Raw genomic sequence first — 16,101 nt, 5'->3', positions numbered from 1 at the left:
GTGTCCGCCCTCTCACTCCGCTGGCTGCGCCTTCCCGTGCGCGATCGCTGCGAATGGATGACGCGTGCCAGCCATCTGATCTCCCGCGCGACGCCGCTGCCGGCGTTCGCGCCCCACCGCGCGTTGTTCGGCGGCACGTTCGAACTGTGCGCGGTGTTCGACCTCGCCGAGCGGATGCCGTATCCGCACCTGCTCGACGCGTTGCCGCCGATGGAGGCGTTGTGGACCGCTTGGCGCAGCGGCTACCAGCCTCCGCCGGAGGATCCCGAAGCTGACTTCCGATGGTGGTGCCGCACCGAGCCGGTCCCGCGGACGTGGCTTCACGCGGCCGGCAGCAATCTCGCCCAGCTGCTCGATCTCCTGTACCGATACGCCGACACCGCCGAGGCCAACCAGCAATTTCTGGCCATGTGGAACCTCCACGCGCAGTCGTTCAACGCGCGCCGCCGTGTCGCGGCTGCCGAAGCGGCGACGTTTCGAGTGTTCTGGCAGGCGCATGAGGCCGGCCCGCGTGACCTCCTCCGACAACTGGGTCCGGTCCGCGCCGCCGACGTGCCGTTTCGGGGTGGATACCGCCTGGCCGACCTGATCGCCGGCACCAACCTGGTCGAGATCAAGACCGGCCTCATGCCGGACGACAAGCTGGCGGAGGCCATAGTTCAGGCCGCTGAATATGCGCTCCTGGCCCAGAACGCCGGATACAAAATCAGCGACGTCGTGCTGTACCTCGCCCGGTATCAACTGATCATCCAGACGCCGCTGCAGCAGCTCGCCGATGACCTCGCCGGCTCTCCCGTCGATCTTGCCGCTGCCCGGTCGGCGGTCGCACTCGACGACCCACCGTGGCCGCCGAACGCTCGGGGCCGCCATCATCAGGGACCCATGCCGTAGATCGTCCGAGGCACCACTACCTGGTTGATGAGTGGCCGCCTGGGACCACCGATCAACCAGGTAGTCGCAAGATTCACCAACGCCTTCGCTCAGGAGCAGATGTCGGTGGAGAAGTCCTGGTGGCCGCGGCCGTTCTGGCAGCGTTGGGTGCGCTTGCCCTCGACGAAGCGGAAGCGGCCGTCGTCGCCGCGGCGTAGGGCTATGCGGTACCGGATGGCTCTGATCGAGTCGTCGCCGAGCTTGGTGAGGGTCACGGTGAGGACGGGGTTCTTACCGTCCGCTCCTTCCCGCAGCAGGTAGATGTCGACCGGTCCGTCGAAGCCTCGGCCCAGGTTCAACAGTTCGGTGACTGTGCCGTCGGGCGACTGTGCCCAGTTGGGCTTCTCGGCGTCGATGAGGGCGTTGAAGCCGGGAGCGGCCAGGGCTCCGGTTTCCCGGGTCACGTCGACCTTCCCCGTCCACAGTGGACCTGATGGCGTCGCGGTCGGTGGGGTCCAGGGGGTCGCGTCCGACTGCTTGATCGGGTCGCCGCAGCCGGCGAGGAGCAGGGCCAGAAGCACGACGGCTCGCTTGATGTTCACGGGGACATAGACGCGCATGGGGCCGTCGCGGTTGACACGTGCGGGCGGGGTTAATTAGGACCGGTCCTGGCCTGAATTGCTCGTAGCGTTCTCACCATGGCGGCAGTTCCCCAGCGTAAGGAGCCCCTCTTGTACCTCGTCATCGGCGCCACCGCTCACTTCGGACGTCAGGCTGCGGAGGAGCTCGTGGCCGCGGGCGTGCCGGTGCGGGCGCTGACCCGTACCCCGTCGAAGGCCGACCTTCCTGCCTCGGTCGAGCTCGTCGCCGCGGACCTCACCAACCCGGAGACCCTGCCGCCGGCATTCGACGGGGTCGAGGCGGCGTTCCTGGTGCTGCCGTACGGCATGGACGTGGCTCCGCTGCTGGCCGCGGCCAAGGCGGCAGGCGTGCGGCGGCTGGTGTTCCTGTCGTCCGGGGCGATCACCGGCGACGCCGAGCAGCAGCCCGACGTGATCGCCCAGTACCACCGCGACGTCGAACTGGCCATCGCGGCGTCCGGGATCGACTGGACGTTCCTGCGGCTGCTGTTCCCGGCAATCAACTCCTTGACCTTTGCGATGCAACTTCAAAGCGGCGTGATCCGGGCGCCGTACACCAGGGCTTCGTTCAGCGCTGTGCACGAACGCGACGTCGCGGCCGTGGCGGCGCGGGTGCTGGTCGACGGCGGTCACGGCGGTCGGGTGTACGACCTGACCGGGCCGGAGTCGCTGACGCAGGCGCAGCAGGTGCGGATCCTCGGCCAGGTGCTGGGGCGGCCGCTGACCGTGGAGGACCTCGACCCTGAGCCGGTACTCCAGCAGATGCGCCAGTCCATGGACGCCGACTTCCTGGCGGCGCTGTTCGGCCTGATGGCCGAGGCGGTGGGCAAGCCCGCCCCGGTGAACGACGTCGTCGAGCGGATCACCGGGCGGCCGGCGCGGACGTACGCTACCTGGGCCGAGGACCACCGGGCCGATTTCCAGAGCTGAGCCAGCAGGACTTCCGTGACGCGTTCCTCGTGGATCAGGCCGGACCGCAGAAGCTCCGGGACATCACGTCGGCGTACGGAATCATCTCGGCCTGGAACAGAATGACCTGGCCGTCCTTCGCCAGGTAGTCGCGGAGGGCATCGCGCTGCTTAGCGCTGTCCTGGACCGAACGGGGAATCGACGGCGGCACCGATCGTCCGGGGACGACGAGCGCGTCGGCGCCGCCGCAGCGGCCCATCATGCCCTTCATGGGCAGGGCCAGGGGCGGCTGGTCCCGGACGAGAGCACCTGAGGCGGTGTCGACCAGGACGTACTGCTGGCGGTCGACGCTCCAGCCGTAGGTGATGTGGGCGAACGGCAGGCGGGCGGCCGGGCAGACCTGGAAGAGGTTGGCCGGTTTCGGAACCATCGCGGACTGGTAGCCCGTCGTCAGCTGGACCTCGACCCCGTCCACCATCGGAATTCCCCGTGCTGACGTGGTACAGGTCGCGCTGGGTGACGACGGGGCGTTCGGCGGAGGCGCCGCCAACGCAGCGGCTGACGGCGACGGGCTGGCTGGCGGCGCGGATTTCGGCGGCGGCCCAGAGTTGCGACACGCCGGCAGCGTGACCAGCACCATCGTGGCAAGGGCGACCAGGACCGCTGCGACGGCACGACGGCGACGGGCAACGTTCGGCGCAACGGCCATCAGGCGCACCACTTCAGCTCAGGCGAACCGCAGCAGCCTATGCCATCGGAGCCCCGAAAAATTTCTCTGAAACGATGCAACCATCCGCCGGCGGAGACGTGTATCTGGTACGCGCCGGCATCGGCGTGCCTGACGGGTTCGGCGGGTGCGGCTGATAACGGGGGGTCGCACCCGCCGCCCTTACAGGAGTCGCCTGGCCAGGTTCTCGGCGTTGAGCTGCCGGACCACGGTGTTGACGGCGTCCTTGTCCCGGATGTCGATGTTGCGGGCCTCCAGCTCGGCGGCGATCTGCTTCGCCGGCCCCCACGCCGCCTCGTCGTCCAGGGCGTCCTCGAACTCCGGCAGCCACGCATCGACCTCGCCGATCACCGGCACGATCCATTCGTCGGCGACACCTCGGCGTTCGAGGGCGAACCGCAGCCAGCTACGCAGGGCGTCGGGCAGCGCGGCACGCTCGTCCTCATCCAGGAAGGCCTTGCGCGGCAGCCAGTCGGTGAGGAACAGTTCGACCGCGTCTGGGCTCCAGCCGAGTGGACGGTTGCCGAGGTACCCGTCGCCGTAGTCGAGGAAGATGTCGGCAAGTCTCCGGTATGCCTCGGAGTCCGTCGTCCGCTCGACGAAGGCCTCGACGAGTTCCTGCCGTTGACTGCCCGCGAGCGCCTCGAACTCCGGCCAGTCGGGGAGGTACGCCCGGGACCGCGTCCACGCCAGCACCCGCAACGCAACGAAGCCTTCGTCGTCATTCCTTGGCCACAGCATGTCGGTGTGCCTCAGCATGTCGGCAATCTCGCCGAGCGCTTCGGCGACCGTGGTTTCCTCGATCGGCATCGGTACGTCGACAGCCTCCCGCGCTTGCTCCCATGCCTCCTCCGCACCGCCGTTCAGCAGCGCCAGCCGCTGCAACGACGGCCCACCGCTGGTGAGGATCCGGGCAAGCAACGTATGCGACCCGTACTCGACGAAGAGCACCCGCTCGCTGTCGTAGACGTCGATGGCGCGCATGGCCCGTACCGGCGAAAACGCCGCATCGAGCCAGCTCGGCGCCGGCTGGGTTTCGCGCAGGATGGCGATCGTCTCGTCCAGCAGCGCATGTTCACTCGGCGGCGCGACCCTCCGCAGGGCGGCCAATGCGGCCAGCCCTTGCGGCGACGGGTGGGTGCAGCAGCGCGCGGCAACCTCGACGCAGAAGGTGGACTCAGCGTCCTTGTCGCCGAGCGGGGCGGTCAACCAGACCTGACCGAGCCAGCCGGAGGCCCACTCCTCGGCCTCCAGTGGATCGGTGCAGGCGAGCAGGTCACGGGCGGACCGGATCAGCCGGTCGGAGAGCCGCAGCGACCGCACGGGCTCCTGACGTCGAGATTTCGGCTTCCCCCGGCCAGCCGGGCGCCCACGACTCTTCGGACTCATATCGACAGTTCATCACACGGCAACGGGGCGAGCACGCAGGTCAGGGCGGCAATTCATTCAGTTGGGTTCGGTACCGCGGGACCACATCTGGGGCCACTTGAACTGGACGCCGTTGACCAGGGCGGAAACCCGGACATCTGTGAACGGGTCCTGGACGTAGTGCACCCGGTCGGCCGCCGGGTCGTGCTCGTCGACCTCGACGAGGGCGAGCCGGTAGTTGTCCGCGTTCTGGCCGGCGCGGATCTCCCGGTTCGTGACGAAGAAGCTGTCGTGCCCGGCCGACCGGCCCTTCACCTCGATGTGGACGATCTGGTCGTCCTCCCCCGCCGACCGGATGTCGTACCCCGGATTGTTGTGCGCCATCACCTGCGGCACGCGGCCGAGCCGCTGCTCGGCCGCGACTACGGCGCGGATCGCGCGGCGCTCGATCGCGGCCAGGTCCTCCATGTACTCGGCGACCGGCTCCTCCCGCCGTCCGGCGCGGCGGTCGATCAGCCCCTGCGGCACGACAAGTGCGACAGCTGCAACGGCCGGCGGTCGCACCTGCGTATGCGCGTCCTGGTCCAGCTCCGCCATCCGGCGGGTGAGGCGTCGGCGGAGGTCCTGGGCGCGCTGTTCGGCGGTTGTCGGCTGCATGGTCGGCTTGCCGCCCTGCAGGACGATGTTGGTGAGCCGGACGGCTTCGTCCTTCCAGTGCTGGATCTCCTGCGAGAGCCGCTCGCGGACCAGCCCTCTGGTGCGGCCAACCTGCTCCCGCCGGGTCTCGCCGACGTGTGCGTACCAGGCGGGCAGGTCGGTGCTCGCGGCCCAGTGCTCCGCGGTGCGCCGTGCGCCGGTCAGCCATGGGGCGTGCAGGAGATCGGTGGTCAGTTCCCGCTCATATGCGGTGGGCGCGTCGTAGTCGAGGAAGGGGGCGACGCTCGGCTGGCTGCGTCCGTCGTTCCAGAGTTCGACGTACTGGAAGCGCTTCGCGACCGTTCGTTCCTGCCCGTCGATGATTTCCTCGTGCAGGGCGATCAGGAGTCGCGGCTCTTCGGTCGGGTCGAGCCGGTCGACCATGACGGTGCCGCGTTCGAGGGCTTCGCCGTACCTGTCGATCATGCATTGCACCAGCGCGTCGAGCAGTGGGTGGCCGGGCGCGAGGAGTTGCGCGGGCGGTAATCCGTCGGCGCGCATGTGGGAGCGGTCGAAGCAGATCCGTTCGTAGCGCACGTTGATCGGGGCTGTGGCGGTGCGCAGTTCCCGAACCGGTTGGGGCACGCTCGGGATCTCCCAGCGGCCGGGTTCCCGCCCGCGGAGGCGCCCGCCTGCCCGGTCGAACGCGTCGCGGAAGAAGCCCTCGATGTAGTGCGGTTGCAGACGCAACAGCCGGGCCTCTTCCAGGTCGCGGCGGGCGTTGTCCACGTCGGAAACCGAGCGCAGCTCGTGGTGGAGTGCCCGTTCTCGGACGAGCTTCACGGCCGTGTCGCCGACTCGTTCGTCGATGATCTGGTCGAGGTGTGCCCGCACCTGGGGGTCCTGGCCGCGGCGGATCGCGTCGAGCAGGAGTTCGTGCAGTGGCTGGCCCTCGAAGGCCTCGCCCAGGACGTCGAAGACCTTGCCGCCGAGTGCCGCGTTCTGTTCCTCAATCTTGGCCAGCAGCCGCTCAAAGACGGCACCTTCGCGGGTGTTGACCGCGACGAGGTTCCACAGGTGACACATCTCGTGCTGCCCGATGCGGTGGATCCGGCCGAAGCGCTGTTCGATCCGGTTCGGGTTCCACGGCAGGTCATAGTTGACCATGAGGTGGGCTCGTTGCAGGTTGAGGCCTTCGCCGGCCGCGTCGGTCGCTACCAGTACCAAACATTCCGCATCGGAAGTGAAGCGCTCCTGGACGGCTCGTCGCGCGTCGCGAGACATGGCGCCGTGGATCGAGACCACCGCGTTCTTCTTTCGGAGGACGCCGCTGATGCCCTCGACCAGGTAGGTCAGCGTGTCGCGGTGCTCGCTGAAGATGATGAGTTTCTGCGGCGCGTGCCGCTCCAGCAGGATCTTCAGCTCCGCCCACTTGCGGTCGGTGCCGGACGCGCGAACCTTCGCAGCCAGGTCGACGAGTCCTTGCAGCACCGAGATCTCGAACCGCAGCTCCTCTGCGGACTGGGCCGCGGTGGCCGCGTCGACCAGCTGCTCTTCGGTGTCCTCCATCGTGTCGGTGAGCTCGTCGTCAAGGATGTCGTCGAGCTGGACCTCTGGCAGCCGCTCTTTCGCGGCCGGTTTGGTCAGCAGTTCGTTGAGGCGCTGTTCGAGCCGCGCCTGGCGACGTTGCAGCGAGCGCAGGATCGCCTCGGGGCTGGACGCGAGCCGGCGCTGCAGGACGGTGAGCGCGAAGCCGACGCGGTTACCGCGCACTACCTCGCCGGCGCGGCGCAGCTGGTCGACGCGGTCCCACTCTTGACGGACGTATTCGGTGACGGCCTCGTAGAGTTCGACTTCGAGTTCTGAGAGTTCGTAGGGCACGGTGTACGCGATGCGCTGCGGAAACAGTGGTTTGCCGGCGAAGGTGAGCAGCTCTTCCTTGACCCGGCGCAGCATGAGCCCGTCGGCGCCGAGCGTGTGCTCCTCTTTGCGGTACTTGCCCTCGAACCGGTCGGGGTCGAGCAGCGCCAGGAAGAGTTGGAAGTCCTCCTCCTTGCCGGCGTGCGGTGTCGCGGTCATGAGGAGCAGGTGCTGTGCGGCCTTGCCCAGCGCCTGACCCAGCCGGTACCGGCGGGTGCTCTGCAGTTTCTTGCCGAAGTAGTGGGCCGACATCCGGTGTGCCTCGTCGACCACGACGACGTCGAAGGCGGAGTGGCTGATCTGCTCGACCAGGGTGTCGTTGCGTGACAGGTGGTCCATCCGGGCGATCAGGCGTGGGTTGTCGTCGAACACCGATTCGCCGGGTGGTGTCGCGGCGGCCACGTCGGCGGTGAGGATCGCGAAGCGCAGCCCGAACTTCTCGCTCAGCTCCTCCTGCCACTGGTTGACCAGACCGCCCGGCGCGACGATCAGGCAGCGCGACAGGTCGCCCCGGAGCATCAGCTCTTTCAGGTACAGCCCGGCCATGATGGTCTTGCCGGCACCGGGGTCGTCGGCGAGCAGGAAGCGGAGCGGGACCTTGTCGAGCAGGTGCCCGTACACGGCCTCGATCTGGTGCGGCAGCGGCTCGAGGTCGCTGGTCGTGACTGCGAGCATGAGGTCGGACTGGGCCGCGGCGCGGATCCGCATGGCTTCAGCGGCGAGTTTGAAGTCGGTGGCGTCGGCGTCGAAGGTCGTTCGGTGCACCTCGACGACCTCGAGCGCCGGCTCGTTGACCCGCATGAGGATCTGCTCGCTGAGGGCGCCCTGCTCGGTGCGGTAGACGAGCAGGACGGAATCAGGCCCCATCGGCGCCACAGCGATCACTTCGACCGGGCCACCTGGCACCACGCCAACAACGGACGATCCGGGCACCAGGTCTTCAAGCCGCATGATGTCGAGCTAACCCGAAATCGCATCGACCAGTCATAGGTCTCGCGTCGATGAAAGGTCGTCTTAACGGTTGGTGGCGACCTTCAGGATGCGTCTCTACCGTTACCTGGGTGCAGGTAGTTTCAGTGATCAACTACAAGGGCGGGGTCGGCAAGACAACGCTGACCGCGAACCTGGGCGCTGAACTCGCCCGCCGCGGGCAGAACGTGCTGTTGATTGATCTCGATCCGCAGAGCAGTCTGACGTTCTGCTTCTATCAGCCCGACGAGTGGCGTTTGGAGCTCCGCGAAGAGCTGACGATCAAGCGCTGGTTCGACTCCATCGACGACGGGATCCCCAAGGTCGCCTTGGCTGACCTGGTCGTTCAGCCCAGACCCGTCAACGCGGCGCTACCCGACGGCGGCGGCCGGCTCAGTTTGATCGCCTCGCACCTGCAGCTCATTGATGCCGATTTCCGGCTTGCCCGAAGCATCGGCGGAATCGAACAGAAGTTCGATCCGGCGCTCTATCGGGTGCGTTGTGCACTGGCGAGCGCACTGCATGACCAGTCGTTCGAGGAATATGACTGGATTCTGATCGACTGCCCGCCGAACTTCAACGTGGTGACCCAGGCGGCCATCGTCGCCAGTGACCACATTGTCATCCCGGCGAAAGCCGACTACCTGTCCACATTGGGCATCGAATACCTCTACGGCAACGTGGAGGAGCTCGTGCAGCGGCACAACGAGCACTCACTGAAGCACGCCAAGATGCGCCACAGCCGCATCGACCCGAACATGGCCGGCGTCGTCTTCACGATGATCCAGTTCCACGGTGGCCGGCCAATCTCCGCGCTGCAGTACTACATCGACTCGGTGCGCGCGCTCGGCGTGCCGGTGTTCAGCACCTACATGCGGGAGAACAACACCCTGTTCGCCAGCTCGGTGCCGAGGGGCGTGCCGGCGGTGCTCAGGGAGCGGGTCACGTCCCAGATCAACATCGAGCTACGCACCCTGGCCTCCGAATTCCTCAACACCCTCCACGCCGAAGGGGCAGCCGCGTGAGCGACGTCGCGAAGCTTTCCATGACCGTCCTGCAGCGGATCTCGGAGTTCCTGGCGACGCTGCCGGAGGACCAGCTGCTCGACATCGCCGAGGGCCGGGCCACGCTGACGTACCACCCGTTCGGCGCAGCCGCGCCGGCTGCACCGGTCAAGCGGGCTCCCGCCAAGCGCGCCGCCGCGAAGCCGGCGAAGGACATGTCCACGGTGGTGGACGAGTTGAGTCAGCTGCAGAGTCGGGACGAAGGCGAGCGCTACCTCAAGCCGCTGCTAGTTGGGGACTTGCGCGCGGTCGCCGCCGAGCTGGGTATCGGTGGCGTGAGCAAAACTTCGAAGGCAGGTCTGATCACGATGCTGGTTGAGCGGGCGATCGGCTCCAGGCTCAACTCGCTCGCCGTCCGCCAGTTGTAACTGCTCGCCCGTCATGTGGCTTTGAAGACCGTGTCGACGTGCCATTCGAGGAATTCACGGTGCGGACGGTCGGCCGCGCGCTCCGGCACATCGATGACGCGGCCGTGGCGGGAGTAGAACTCCTCGCCGTTGCCGAAGTCCTCGCGGAGCCGCGGACTGACCAGCAGCCGATGCCTCGGGTCGACGCTGAGGTACCCCCGGTCGAACATGATGTGCACGTCGGAACGCAACAGCAGCCCGTTGTCGAGCCGGTGCACGCCGCCGTTCGGGAGCGGCAGGATGTGCGCCGCCTGGAGCACCGGCCGGATCTTCGCGCCGGTGATCGCGCAGCGGTGCCGGCACGCGTCGAGCACCACACCCTTGAACGCCTGCTGCCCGAGCCGCTGCGGTTGCAGGCGCGGGTCGCCGTAGACGGGTCCGGTTCGGTGCCAGGGTGCGGTGAGGTCGAGCTCGACGGCCGGTCCGGTGAGCCGGTGGATGACGTCCTGGAAGTAGCTGGTGTACGCGCTGTCGGCGAGGTCGTATCCCTTGCCCTGCACGATGTTCGAGGCGAAGTCCGGTGGCGGCCCGGCATCAGCGTCGGCGGCGAAGAAGCGGGTGTCGCGGACGAAGATGCAGCCGATGACCGGGTCTTCCCGGGACGGGATCGGCTGGTGCCGGTATGCACCGATGGCGCTGCGCATCTCCTGCAGGCTGGCCGCGCCGTTGCCCTCGCCGAAGAGTTCCCACGCCTCCGAGATCGGTAGCCGGGCGAAGCCGCTGTAGAAGCCACCGCCGACGAGCCGGTTGTGCGGGTGGTGGCTCTTGAAGAAGAACGGCTCGCCGACCTGCACGGCGCCGAACGCCTTGTTGCTGTTGGGCCGCCAGAAGTTGACCTCCTGCAGGTGCGGGCGTTCGGCAAGGAACCTGTACCAGCTGCCGTCGGTCACGCCCACGTAGGCCTTCACGATCGACAGTGTGCCGTATCAATGCCTGCGCCTGCACCCGAAGCACCGCCGACGCCTGTTACGGACGCTTCAGATGGATTCCTCATCTGTACATGGTCCGCAGTCGGCCTGGTTTGCGTCACCCACGCCGCCCCCGAGACCAACTCGCACCAACTGATCTCCGACCGCCCTACGACCGTTGCCCAACCTGTTGGGTGAGACGGGAAAACCGGTACGCCCACGAGTCGGGCACCCCATTCGCCGGTTGGGTACCGGTTGGTTCGCCGACCCCGGCCAGACGCCACAAAAGCACCCAACTGAGGGCCTTAGAAGAGCGAAGGCACCGCACCGAGCGGCGCTCTTTCCGCCTTGGAGGCACCCATGACGCAGACCGGCCACGACCGGGTCCTGTACGCACAGTCGTTCCTGACCGACCGCGACCTTCGCCTGCTGGACTGGTTGTACGACCACCAGGTCCTGAGCACGGCGCAGATCGCGGCGGCGCTGTTCAACCGGTACCCGCCCGCGCAGGAGCGGACGCTGCGGCTGTACCGGCTGCGCCTGGTGGAGCGGTTCCGCTCCCCGCACCTGCCCGGGCCCGGCTGGTACCACATCCTCGACCGCACCGGCGTCGAGGTGATCGCGGCCCTACGCGGCGATGCCGTGCCACGCGTCGCAGACATGACCGCACAGCGGCGCCGCATCGCGACCAGTCCGAACCTGCCGCACCTGCTGGGCGTCAACCAGTTCTTCATCGACCTCATCGCGTACGCCCGCCGCCAGCCGGCCGCCGCCCTGCTGCGCTGGTGGTCCGAGCGGCAGTGCGCCGCCCCGCTGCGGTTCGGCATGGTGAGCATGTACCGGGTCCGCGCCGACGGCCACGGCATCTACGAGGAAGGCGACCGCCGCGTGGGGTTCTTCCTCGAGCACGACCGCGGTACCGAATCCGTCCCTGTCCTGGTCGAGAAGGCGCAGCGGTACGAACAGCTGGTCACCGAGGGTGGCCCCGCCTGGCCGGTGCTGTTCTCGCTGCCGGACCGCGGCCGTGAACGGCTCCTGCACGAAGCCCTCGGCCGGCAGCCACGCGCCATCCCGATCGCGACGATGGCCCGCGACCGCCTCCGCCCCGACGTGTCCGTAGCGGACGCGGTCTGGCTGCCGACCGGAGCCTCGGGGGCACCTGAGCCGCCGAGGCGCCTGATCGACCTCGGCGGGCTCGGAGACCCGGCGGACGACGCCGCGCTCATGCGGCTGGACCGCCGCCCGTTCCGGCCGTAGGCGGGGTCCGAGCTTTGTCGAATGGGCTCGCCGGCGAGGTGGCCGGCGCAACAGTTTCGCGTCGTACCCAACAGATGCGTTCGCGTTGGGTGGTGTTGAGGACGGCACCACCCAACAGCAGTGGTCGATTGTGGTCCATTTGGCGCGTAAACGTCCCTGTTGGGCGACGGTTGGGCCGCGGTTGGCGCTCGACCGCCACATCAGTCGCCCAACAGAGGCCCTTTAGGAGCAGGCGCACGGTACCGAGCCGGCGCATGCATCCGGAGGTCCCCATGACACACATCAATCACGACGGCGCGGCGTTGTTCGTTGAACGTGATCTCTACCTGCTCGTGGGTCATGGCCCGTCACGACGTTCCGGTCGTCCGACAACGGGCTTGGCGGTGCGCCGGGTTGGGGGTCCGTGCCGTGGTCGGGCTTGGGGTCGGTATCGGGGTCGGTGTAGAGACCGACACCCAGACCGACTGCGGGACGGCCGCTGGGTCGCAGCTCAGGGCCAGTATCGGTGGCGGTCCGTGCTACTGCGAAAGACCTTCAGGGGTCTCTTCTACGGGGGCGAAAACCATGCGTAGCGGCGGTGATCGAGTGCTGCGGCTACGGGCCCGGCTCACCGGTCGGGACCGGGTGCTGCTGGACTGGCTCGCTGACCACAAGGTGCTGACCACGTTCCAGATCTGTCACGCCCTGTTCGGGTCGCTGGACTTTGCCCAGCGGCGGCTGCTGGCCCTGCACCGGCTCGGGCTGGTGGACCGGTTCCGACCGCTGCGCGCCGGTGGCGGCTCGTTCCCGTGGCACTACGTCCTTGACCAGATCGGCGCGGAATTCGTGGCCGCCAGCCGTGAGCAGGCGCCACCGCGTCCGGGACAGACGACCGACCGGAAGCGGCGTATCGCGGCCAGCCGGACGCTGGAGCACCAGTTGGGGGTCAACCAGTTCTTCACCGATCTGGCCGGGTGGGCACGGACCCGTCCGCAGGCGCGACTGGAGCGGTGGTGGCCGGAGCAGCGGTGCGCCGAACCGGGCGTGTTCGGCACGACGTTGATTTCCCCAGTACGCCCAGACGGGCACGGCGTCTTCGTCGAGGGCGAACGTCGGACAGCGTTCTTCGCCGAGTTCGATACGGGCTTCGAGCAGCAATCCGTCCTGCTGTCCAAGGTGAGGCGGTATGACGCTCATGTAGCCCAGGGCGGTCCAGCGTGGCCGGTACTGTTCTGGTTGCCGTCCGTTGCCCCGCGAGCGGCACCTACACGATCTGCTGGCCGACGTCGACGTGGCGGTGCCGGTGGCCACTGCGGCCCGTGACGGGCTCGACGCCGGTACGTGCGCGGCGGACGCGGTCTGGCTGGTCGTCGGCGGGAACGACGCCCCGCGACGATTGGTTGACCTCGCAGACCTCGGGGATCCCGCTCCGGCGGCCACCGCCGCGAACGTTGTCTGATCAGTTGCCCAGGCCCAGCGCGCAGCGCTGGCATGCAGGATGAGTAGTGTCCGGCGGCGCGTGGCGGCGAGTTCGTCGCCACGATCGTCCAGGTGCAGGAGTAGGCCGGTGACGCCGAGCTCCTGCTTGATCGCAAGCTTCCACACCAGGACTCACCAGTCCCGGCCGCTCGTTCCCGGCCGCTCGTTCCCGGCCGCTCGTTCCCAACCGCTCGTTCCCAACCGCTCGTTCCCAACCGCTCGTTCCCAACCGCTCGTTCCCAACCGCTCGTTCCCAGCCGCCGTACCCAGCCGCCGTACCCAGCCGCCGTACCCAGCCGCCGTACCCAGCCGCCGTACCCAGCCGCCGTACCCAGCCGCCGTACCCAGCGTCGGAGTATCCCGCCGGGCTGCTGCCCTGACCAGGCTTGCCGCTCCGATTTCGGCTCCGTCGTCGTTCCCGTACCGTGCGGAACGGCGGTTGCCCAACCCGTTGTCCAACGCAGCAACGAACCCGTTCCCACTGACCTGTAGCGCGATCAGTTGCCCAACGCCGTTGGCGAGGAACGCCGTTCCCGTTCCCAGTTGACCAACAGCGCCGCCCAACCCGATAGCCAATCGCAGCAACGAACACGCTCCCGCTCGCCTGTAGCGCGATCAGTTGCCCAACGCCGCTGGAGACAGACGCCGTTCCCGTTCCCAGTTGACCAACAGCGCCGCCCAACTGGGAACGGCAATCTGGCCCTCCCTGCAGCAGGACGCAGTTAGGGACGGAATCGCTGTCGACGCGCCCGGTATCGCGGCCCATGCAACACGGTCATGCAGCGCCCGTCTTGTCCCGCAGGATATGGAGACCACCACGGCATGGCATCGCAGCCATGCCGTGGTTCAGCCCCCGTATCGATGACGGTAGCTATCGCCTTCGACGTTCTGATTGTTCCGGCCGCAGGGTTGACCAAGTCTTGAGTTGTCTCGGGTGGCGGTGCGGAACATCGCAGTCCGGTGCGCTGGCCCTGCAGGATGCGGATGGTGAGCCGGGATCGAGGCGACCTGCGTGAGCAGCTCGACGAGCTCATCCAGGCACGTGACGGCTTTGGCAACTCGGTCGAACGCCGCGGGATGGCCGCACGTCGTCAGACTCCAGACGGAAAGGCAACCACTGGATCTCGCCGTCGAGCAGCTGGCCGCGGTCACACGAGGTCCACGCGTTCGCGTTAGCGATCGGTCAGCGTGTCAGATGCGGTCGACCTTCAAACCCTCGACGAACGCTGCGAAGGCGGCGGGTTCGAAGGTGAGCACCGGCCCTTCCGGGTCCTTGCTGTCCCGCACCCCCACGACGCCCGTCAGGTTGTCGGCCACTTCGACGCAGTTGCCGCCGTTGCCGCCGCTGCGTGTGCTCTTGCGCCATTGGGCGCCGGTGAGGTCATGCATCGTCGTACTCCTTAGCGAGCGCACTCATGAGGTCTCTCGAATCTTCCACGCTGAGGACCATGTCGTCCAAGGTGTTCCACGCACTCTCGTACGTCTCAACCTCGGCCTGTTTATCGAGGTAGACGGCACCAGTCAGACCCTCGCTGTACACCGTGGTCGGCTCTGCCGGCCGATGTCCTTCTGCCTGAAAGTCGAGGATCACGAACGGGCCGCTCTGCGTCGCGCGGTGCGGGCCCGCCGTGAGCGGGAGTACCCGCACGTGCACGTTCTTGGCGTCCGATGCCCCAGCAAGGCGCCGGAGCTGCCCTGCATGCCTGCGATAGGCCGTCGGAGTACCCCCTCGTCGAGGATGACGTCCAACGCGGGCGGGCGAGGAGCGCGGCGTGCAAGCAGACGTTGCCGCTGCATCCGCAGGGCAGTGAGGCGAGCAACCTGCTCATCGGTGTTCTCTGGGAATGCCTGGAAGAGCGCGGCGGCGTACTCCTCGGTCTGGAGCAGACCGGGAACGATCACGGGTTCGTACTGGCGCAGCTCGCTGGCTGCCGCCTCAAGGCTGACGTACAGCTCGAACCAGTCGGGCATCGCGCCGTCGAAGGTTGCCCACCAGCCTTGCGCCTTGGTTTCCGCCGCGAGGGCAACCAGGACGTCCGTCATCGATGCTTCGACGCCGTAGAGCCGGGCGAGGGCAAGCACCTCCACTTTCTTCAGGGGCGCCTCGCCCGCTTCGATCCGGTAGATCTTCGACCGGCCGACCTCGATCTCTGATGCCGCTGCGGGAACCGTGACGCCGACCTTCTCGCGGGCCTCCTTCAATAGCCGGCCGAGCTGACGCCGAGGCACAGATGAGCCTGCCGGGTTGGACACCGACCTACCTCCCTGTCTCAATGCGGACACTTCGCCGGTTCTGTTTGAAACAACTAGCGACTCAAACTGGGACAGCGAAGGCCGTAGTTGGGATTTTCATCCAGAAGTATTGCATCGACCTGTGCACCTGCACCACGATCTCATCCAATGGCCCTATGACGCTGTCGATCGGTGCGGGAGGCGATCATGCATGTACGGATGAAACGCTGGTGGTGGCTGCGTGCTCGGTGCTGGTGTGGCGGCGATTGGCCGTGCTGCGACTCCACCCCGACCGGCGAACTGCACAACCGAGCCGTTCCGACGCCCGGCTGGAACGCCCCGACGCACCGCTTTCGAGAACTCCCGCTCCTGACTCGCGGCGGCGTTTGGCGCGCGAACGGAGGCAAATGGTCATGACGGCCCCGACCACGATCAGCGCGCTGCCACCCGCGCCACAAGCGGACTACGACCTGGACCTGCGGTCGCTGGAGCCGTACCTGGCGATCGACGAGGACGGTGACCCAGTGCTGGTACTCCGCGACGGAGATACCGTCGTCGTCCTGGAGTTCGGGCTCGGCGGTCACGCCCTCCAAGCGGCAATCGACGCCACCGCGAAGCTGAGCGCCACCGCCGACCGCTACGCAGGACTCCTGCGCGAGCTGCACGAACCAAAGACTCAGGCGTAGTCAGGAAGGCCCGAAGGGCAGCCTCGACGAGGTCGGGCTCACGGGCAAC

The 16,101-nt window shown here is 67.6% G+C and carries 13 protein-coding genes and 1 pseudogene; 7 read left to right on the top strand and 7 right to left on the bottom strand.

Annotated features, from left to right (window positions below; translation table 11 throughout):
• Window positions 1-891 (top strand): hypothetical protein, encoded by an 891-nt coding sequence (locus Dsi01nite_RS24225; protein ID WP_203848534.1) that lies wholly within the window; start codon window positions 1-3, stop codon window positions 889-891.
• 89 nt (window positions 892-980) lie between these two features.
• On the opposite strand, the gene Dsi01nite_RS24220 is transcribed toward Dsi01nite_RS24225, so the two are convergent.
• Window positions 981-1,472, bottom strand: coding sequence for a hypothetical protein (locus tag Dsi01nite_RS24220; protein ID WP_203848533.1), 492 nt, complete (start codon window positions 1,470-1,472; stop codon window positions 981-983).
• 129 nt (window positions 1,473-1,601) lie between these two features.
• On the opposite strand from Dsi01nite_RS24220, the gene Dsi01nite_RS24215 reads away from it, so the two are divergent.
• Window positions 1,602-2,441, top strand: coding sequence for an NAD(P)H-binding protein (locus tag Dsi01nite_RS24215; protein WP_203848532.1), 840 nt, complete (start codon window positions 1,602-1,604; stop codon window positions 2,439-2,441).
• A gap of 34 nt (window positions 2,442-2,475) precedes the next feature.
• On the opposite strand, the gene Dsi01nite_RS24210 is transcribed toward Dsi01nite_RS24215, so the two are convergent.
• From Dsi01nite_RS24210 to Dsi01nite_RS24200, 3 genes are all read right to left on the bottom strand, one after another.
• Window positions 2,476-2,898 (bottom strand): hypothetical protein, encoded by a 423-nt coding sequence (locus tag Dsi01nite_RS24210; protein WP_203848531.1) that lies wholly within the window; start codon window positions 2,896-2,898, stop codon window positions 2,476-2,478.
• A gap of 411 nt (window positions 2,899-3,309) precedes the next feature.
• On the bottom strand, window positions 3,310-4,356 hold the full coding sequence (locus Dsi01nite_RS24205) for a hypothetical protein (protein ID WP_239136134.1): 1,047 nt from the start codon (window positions 4,354-4,356) through the stop codon (window positions 3,310-3,312).
• A 237-nt stretch (window positions 4,357-4,593) separates the two neighbouring features.
• Window positions 4,594-8,022, bottom strand: coding sequence for a helicase-related protein (locus tag Dsi01nite_RS24200; protein WP_505661193.1), 3,429 nt, complete (start codon window positions 8,020-8,022; stop codon window positions 4,594-4,596).
• Window positions 8,023-8,147: 125 nt separating this feature from the next.
• Here Dsi01nite_RS24200 and Dsi01nite_RS24195 point away from each other — a divergent pair, with 125 nt between their 5' ends.
• Both Dsi01nite_RS24195 and Dsi01nite_RS24190 read left to right on the top strand, forming a co-directional pair.
• The gene (locus Dsi01nite_RS24195; RefSeq protein WP_203848529.1) at window positions 8,148-9,065 is read left to right on the top strand and encodes a ParA family protein; all 918 of its coding nucleotides are present in this window, start codon (window positions 8,148-8,150) and stop codon (window positions 9,063-9,065) included.
• Window positions 9,062-9,472: a hypothetical protein gene (locus Dsi01nite_RS24190; RefSeq protein WP_203848528.1), complete on the top strand. Its 411-nt coding sequence runs from the start codon at window positions 9,062-9,064 to the stop codon at window positions 9,470-9,472. Before Dsi01nite_RS24195 ends, Dsi01nite_RS24190 begins: the two co-directional genes overlap by 4 nt.
• An 11-nt stretch (window positions 9,473-9,483) precedes the next feature.
• On the opposite strand, the gene Dsi01nite_RS24185 is transcribed toward Dsi01nite_RS24190, so the two are convergent.
• Window positions 9,484-10,419, bottom strand: coding sequence for an HNH endonuclease (locus tag Dsi01nite_RS24185; RefSeq protein WP_203848527.1), 936 nt, complete (start codon window positions 10,417-10,419; stop codon window positions 9,484-9,486).
• A gap of 360 nt (window positions 10,420-10,779) precedes the next feature.
• On the opposite strand from Dsi01nite_RS24185, the gene Dsi01nite_RS24180 reads away from it, so the two are divergent.
• On the top strand, window positions 10,780-11,676 hold the full coding sequence (locus Dsi01nite_RS24180; RefSeq protein WP_203848526.1) for a replication-relaxation family protein: 897 nt from the start codon (window positions 10,780-10,782) through the stop codon (window positions 11,674-11,676).
• Window positions 11,677-12,261: 585 nt separating this feature from the next.
• Window positions 12,262-12,978, top strand: a complete 717-nt coding sequence (locus Dsi01nite_RS24175) for a replication-relaxation family protein (RefSeq protein ID WP_239136133.1) — start codon at window positions 12,262-12,264, stop codon at window positions 12,976-12,978.
• A 1,347-nt stretch (window positions 12,979-14,325) separates the two neighbouring features.
• Here Dsi01nite_RS24175 and Dsi01nite_RS24170 read toward each other — a convergent pair.
• Together Dsi01nite_RS24170 and Dsi01nite_RS24165 are read right to left on the bottom strand one after the other, a co-directional pair.
• Entirely contained in the window at window positions 14,326-14,523 is a 198-nt protein-coding gene (locus Dsi01nite_RS24170; protein ID WP_203848525.1) for a DUF397 domain-containing protein, read from the bottom strand.
• A pseudogene (locus Dsi01nite_RS24165) lies at window positions 14,516-15,363 on the bottom strand (helix-turn-helix domain-containing protein). The gene Dsi01nite_RS24170 and the pseudogene Dsi01nite_RS24165 overlap by 8 nt, the downstream one beginning before the upstream one ends.
• 179 nt (window positions 15,364-15,542) lie before the next feature.
• On the opposite strand from Dsi01nite_RS24165, the gene Dsi01nite_RS24160 reads away from it, so the two are divergent.
• A complete protein-coding gene (locus Dsi01nite_RS24160) occupies window positions 15,543-16,052 on the top strand; it encodes a hypothetical protein (protein ID WP_203848524.1) in 510 nt (169 codons plus the stop codon).
• Window positions 16,053-16,101 lie beyond the last annotated feature (49 nt).

The sequence above is a fragment of the Dactylosporangium siamense genome (assembly GCF_016862795.1).
Taxonomy (GTDB): domain Bacteria; phylum Actinomycetota; class Actinomycetes; order Mycobacteriales; family Micromonosporaceae; genus Dactylosporangium; species Dactylosporangium siamense.
Note: the sequence above shows the minus strand (reverse complement) of the source record. Positions and strands in the feature narration are given on the sequence as shown.

Bases quoted from the DNA above. Each gene is read 5' to 3' on its own strand.
- Dsi01nite_RS24210 (WP_203848531.1), bottom strand. From the start codon at position 2,898: ATGGTGGACGGGGTCGAGGTCCAGCTGACGACGGGCTACCAGTCCGCG.
- Dsi01nite_RS24200 (WP_505661193.1), bottom strand. From the start codon at position 8,022: ATGCGGCTTGAAGACCTGGTGCCCGGATCGTCCGTTGTTGGCGTGGTG.
- Dsi01nite_RS24180 (WP_203848526.1), top strand. From the start codon at position 10,780: ATGACGCAGACCGGCCACGACCGGGTCCTGTACGCACAGTCGTTCCTG.
- Dsi01nite_RS24170 (WP_203848525.1), bottom strand. From the start codon at position 14,523: ATGCATGACCTCACCGGCGCCCAATGGCGCAAGAGCACACGCAGCGGC.
- Dsi01nite_RS24160 (WP_203848524.1), top strand. From the start codon at position 15,543: ATGACGCTGTCGATCGGTGCGGGAGGCGATCATGCATGTACGGATGAA.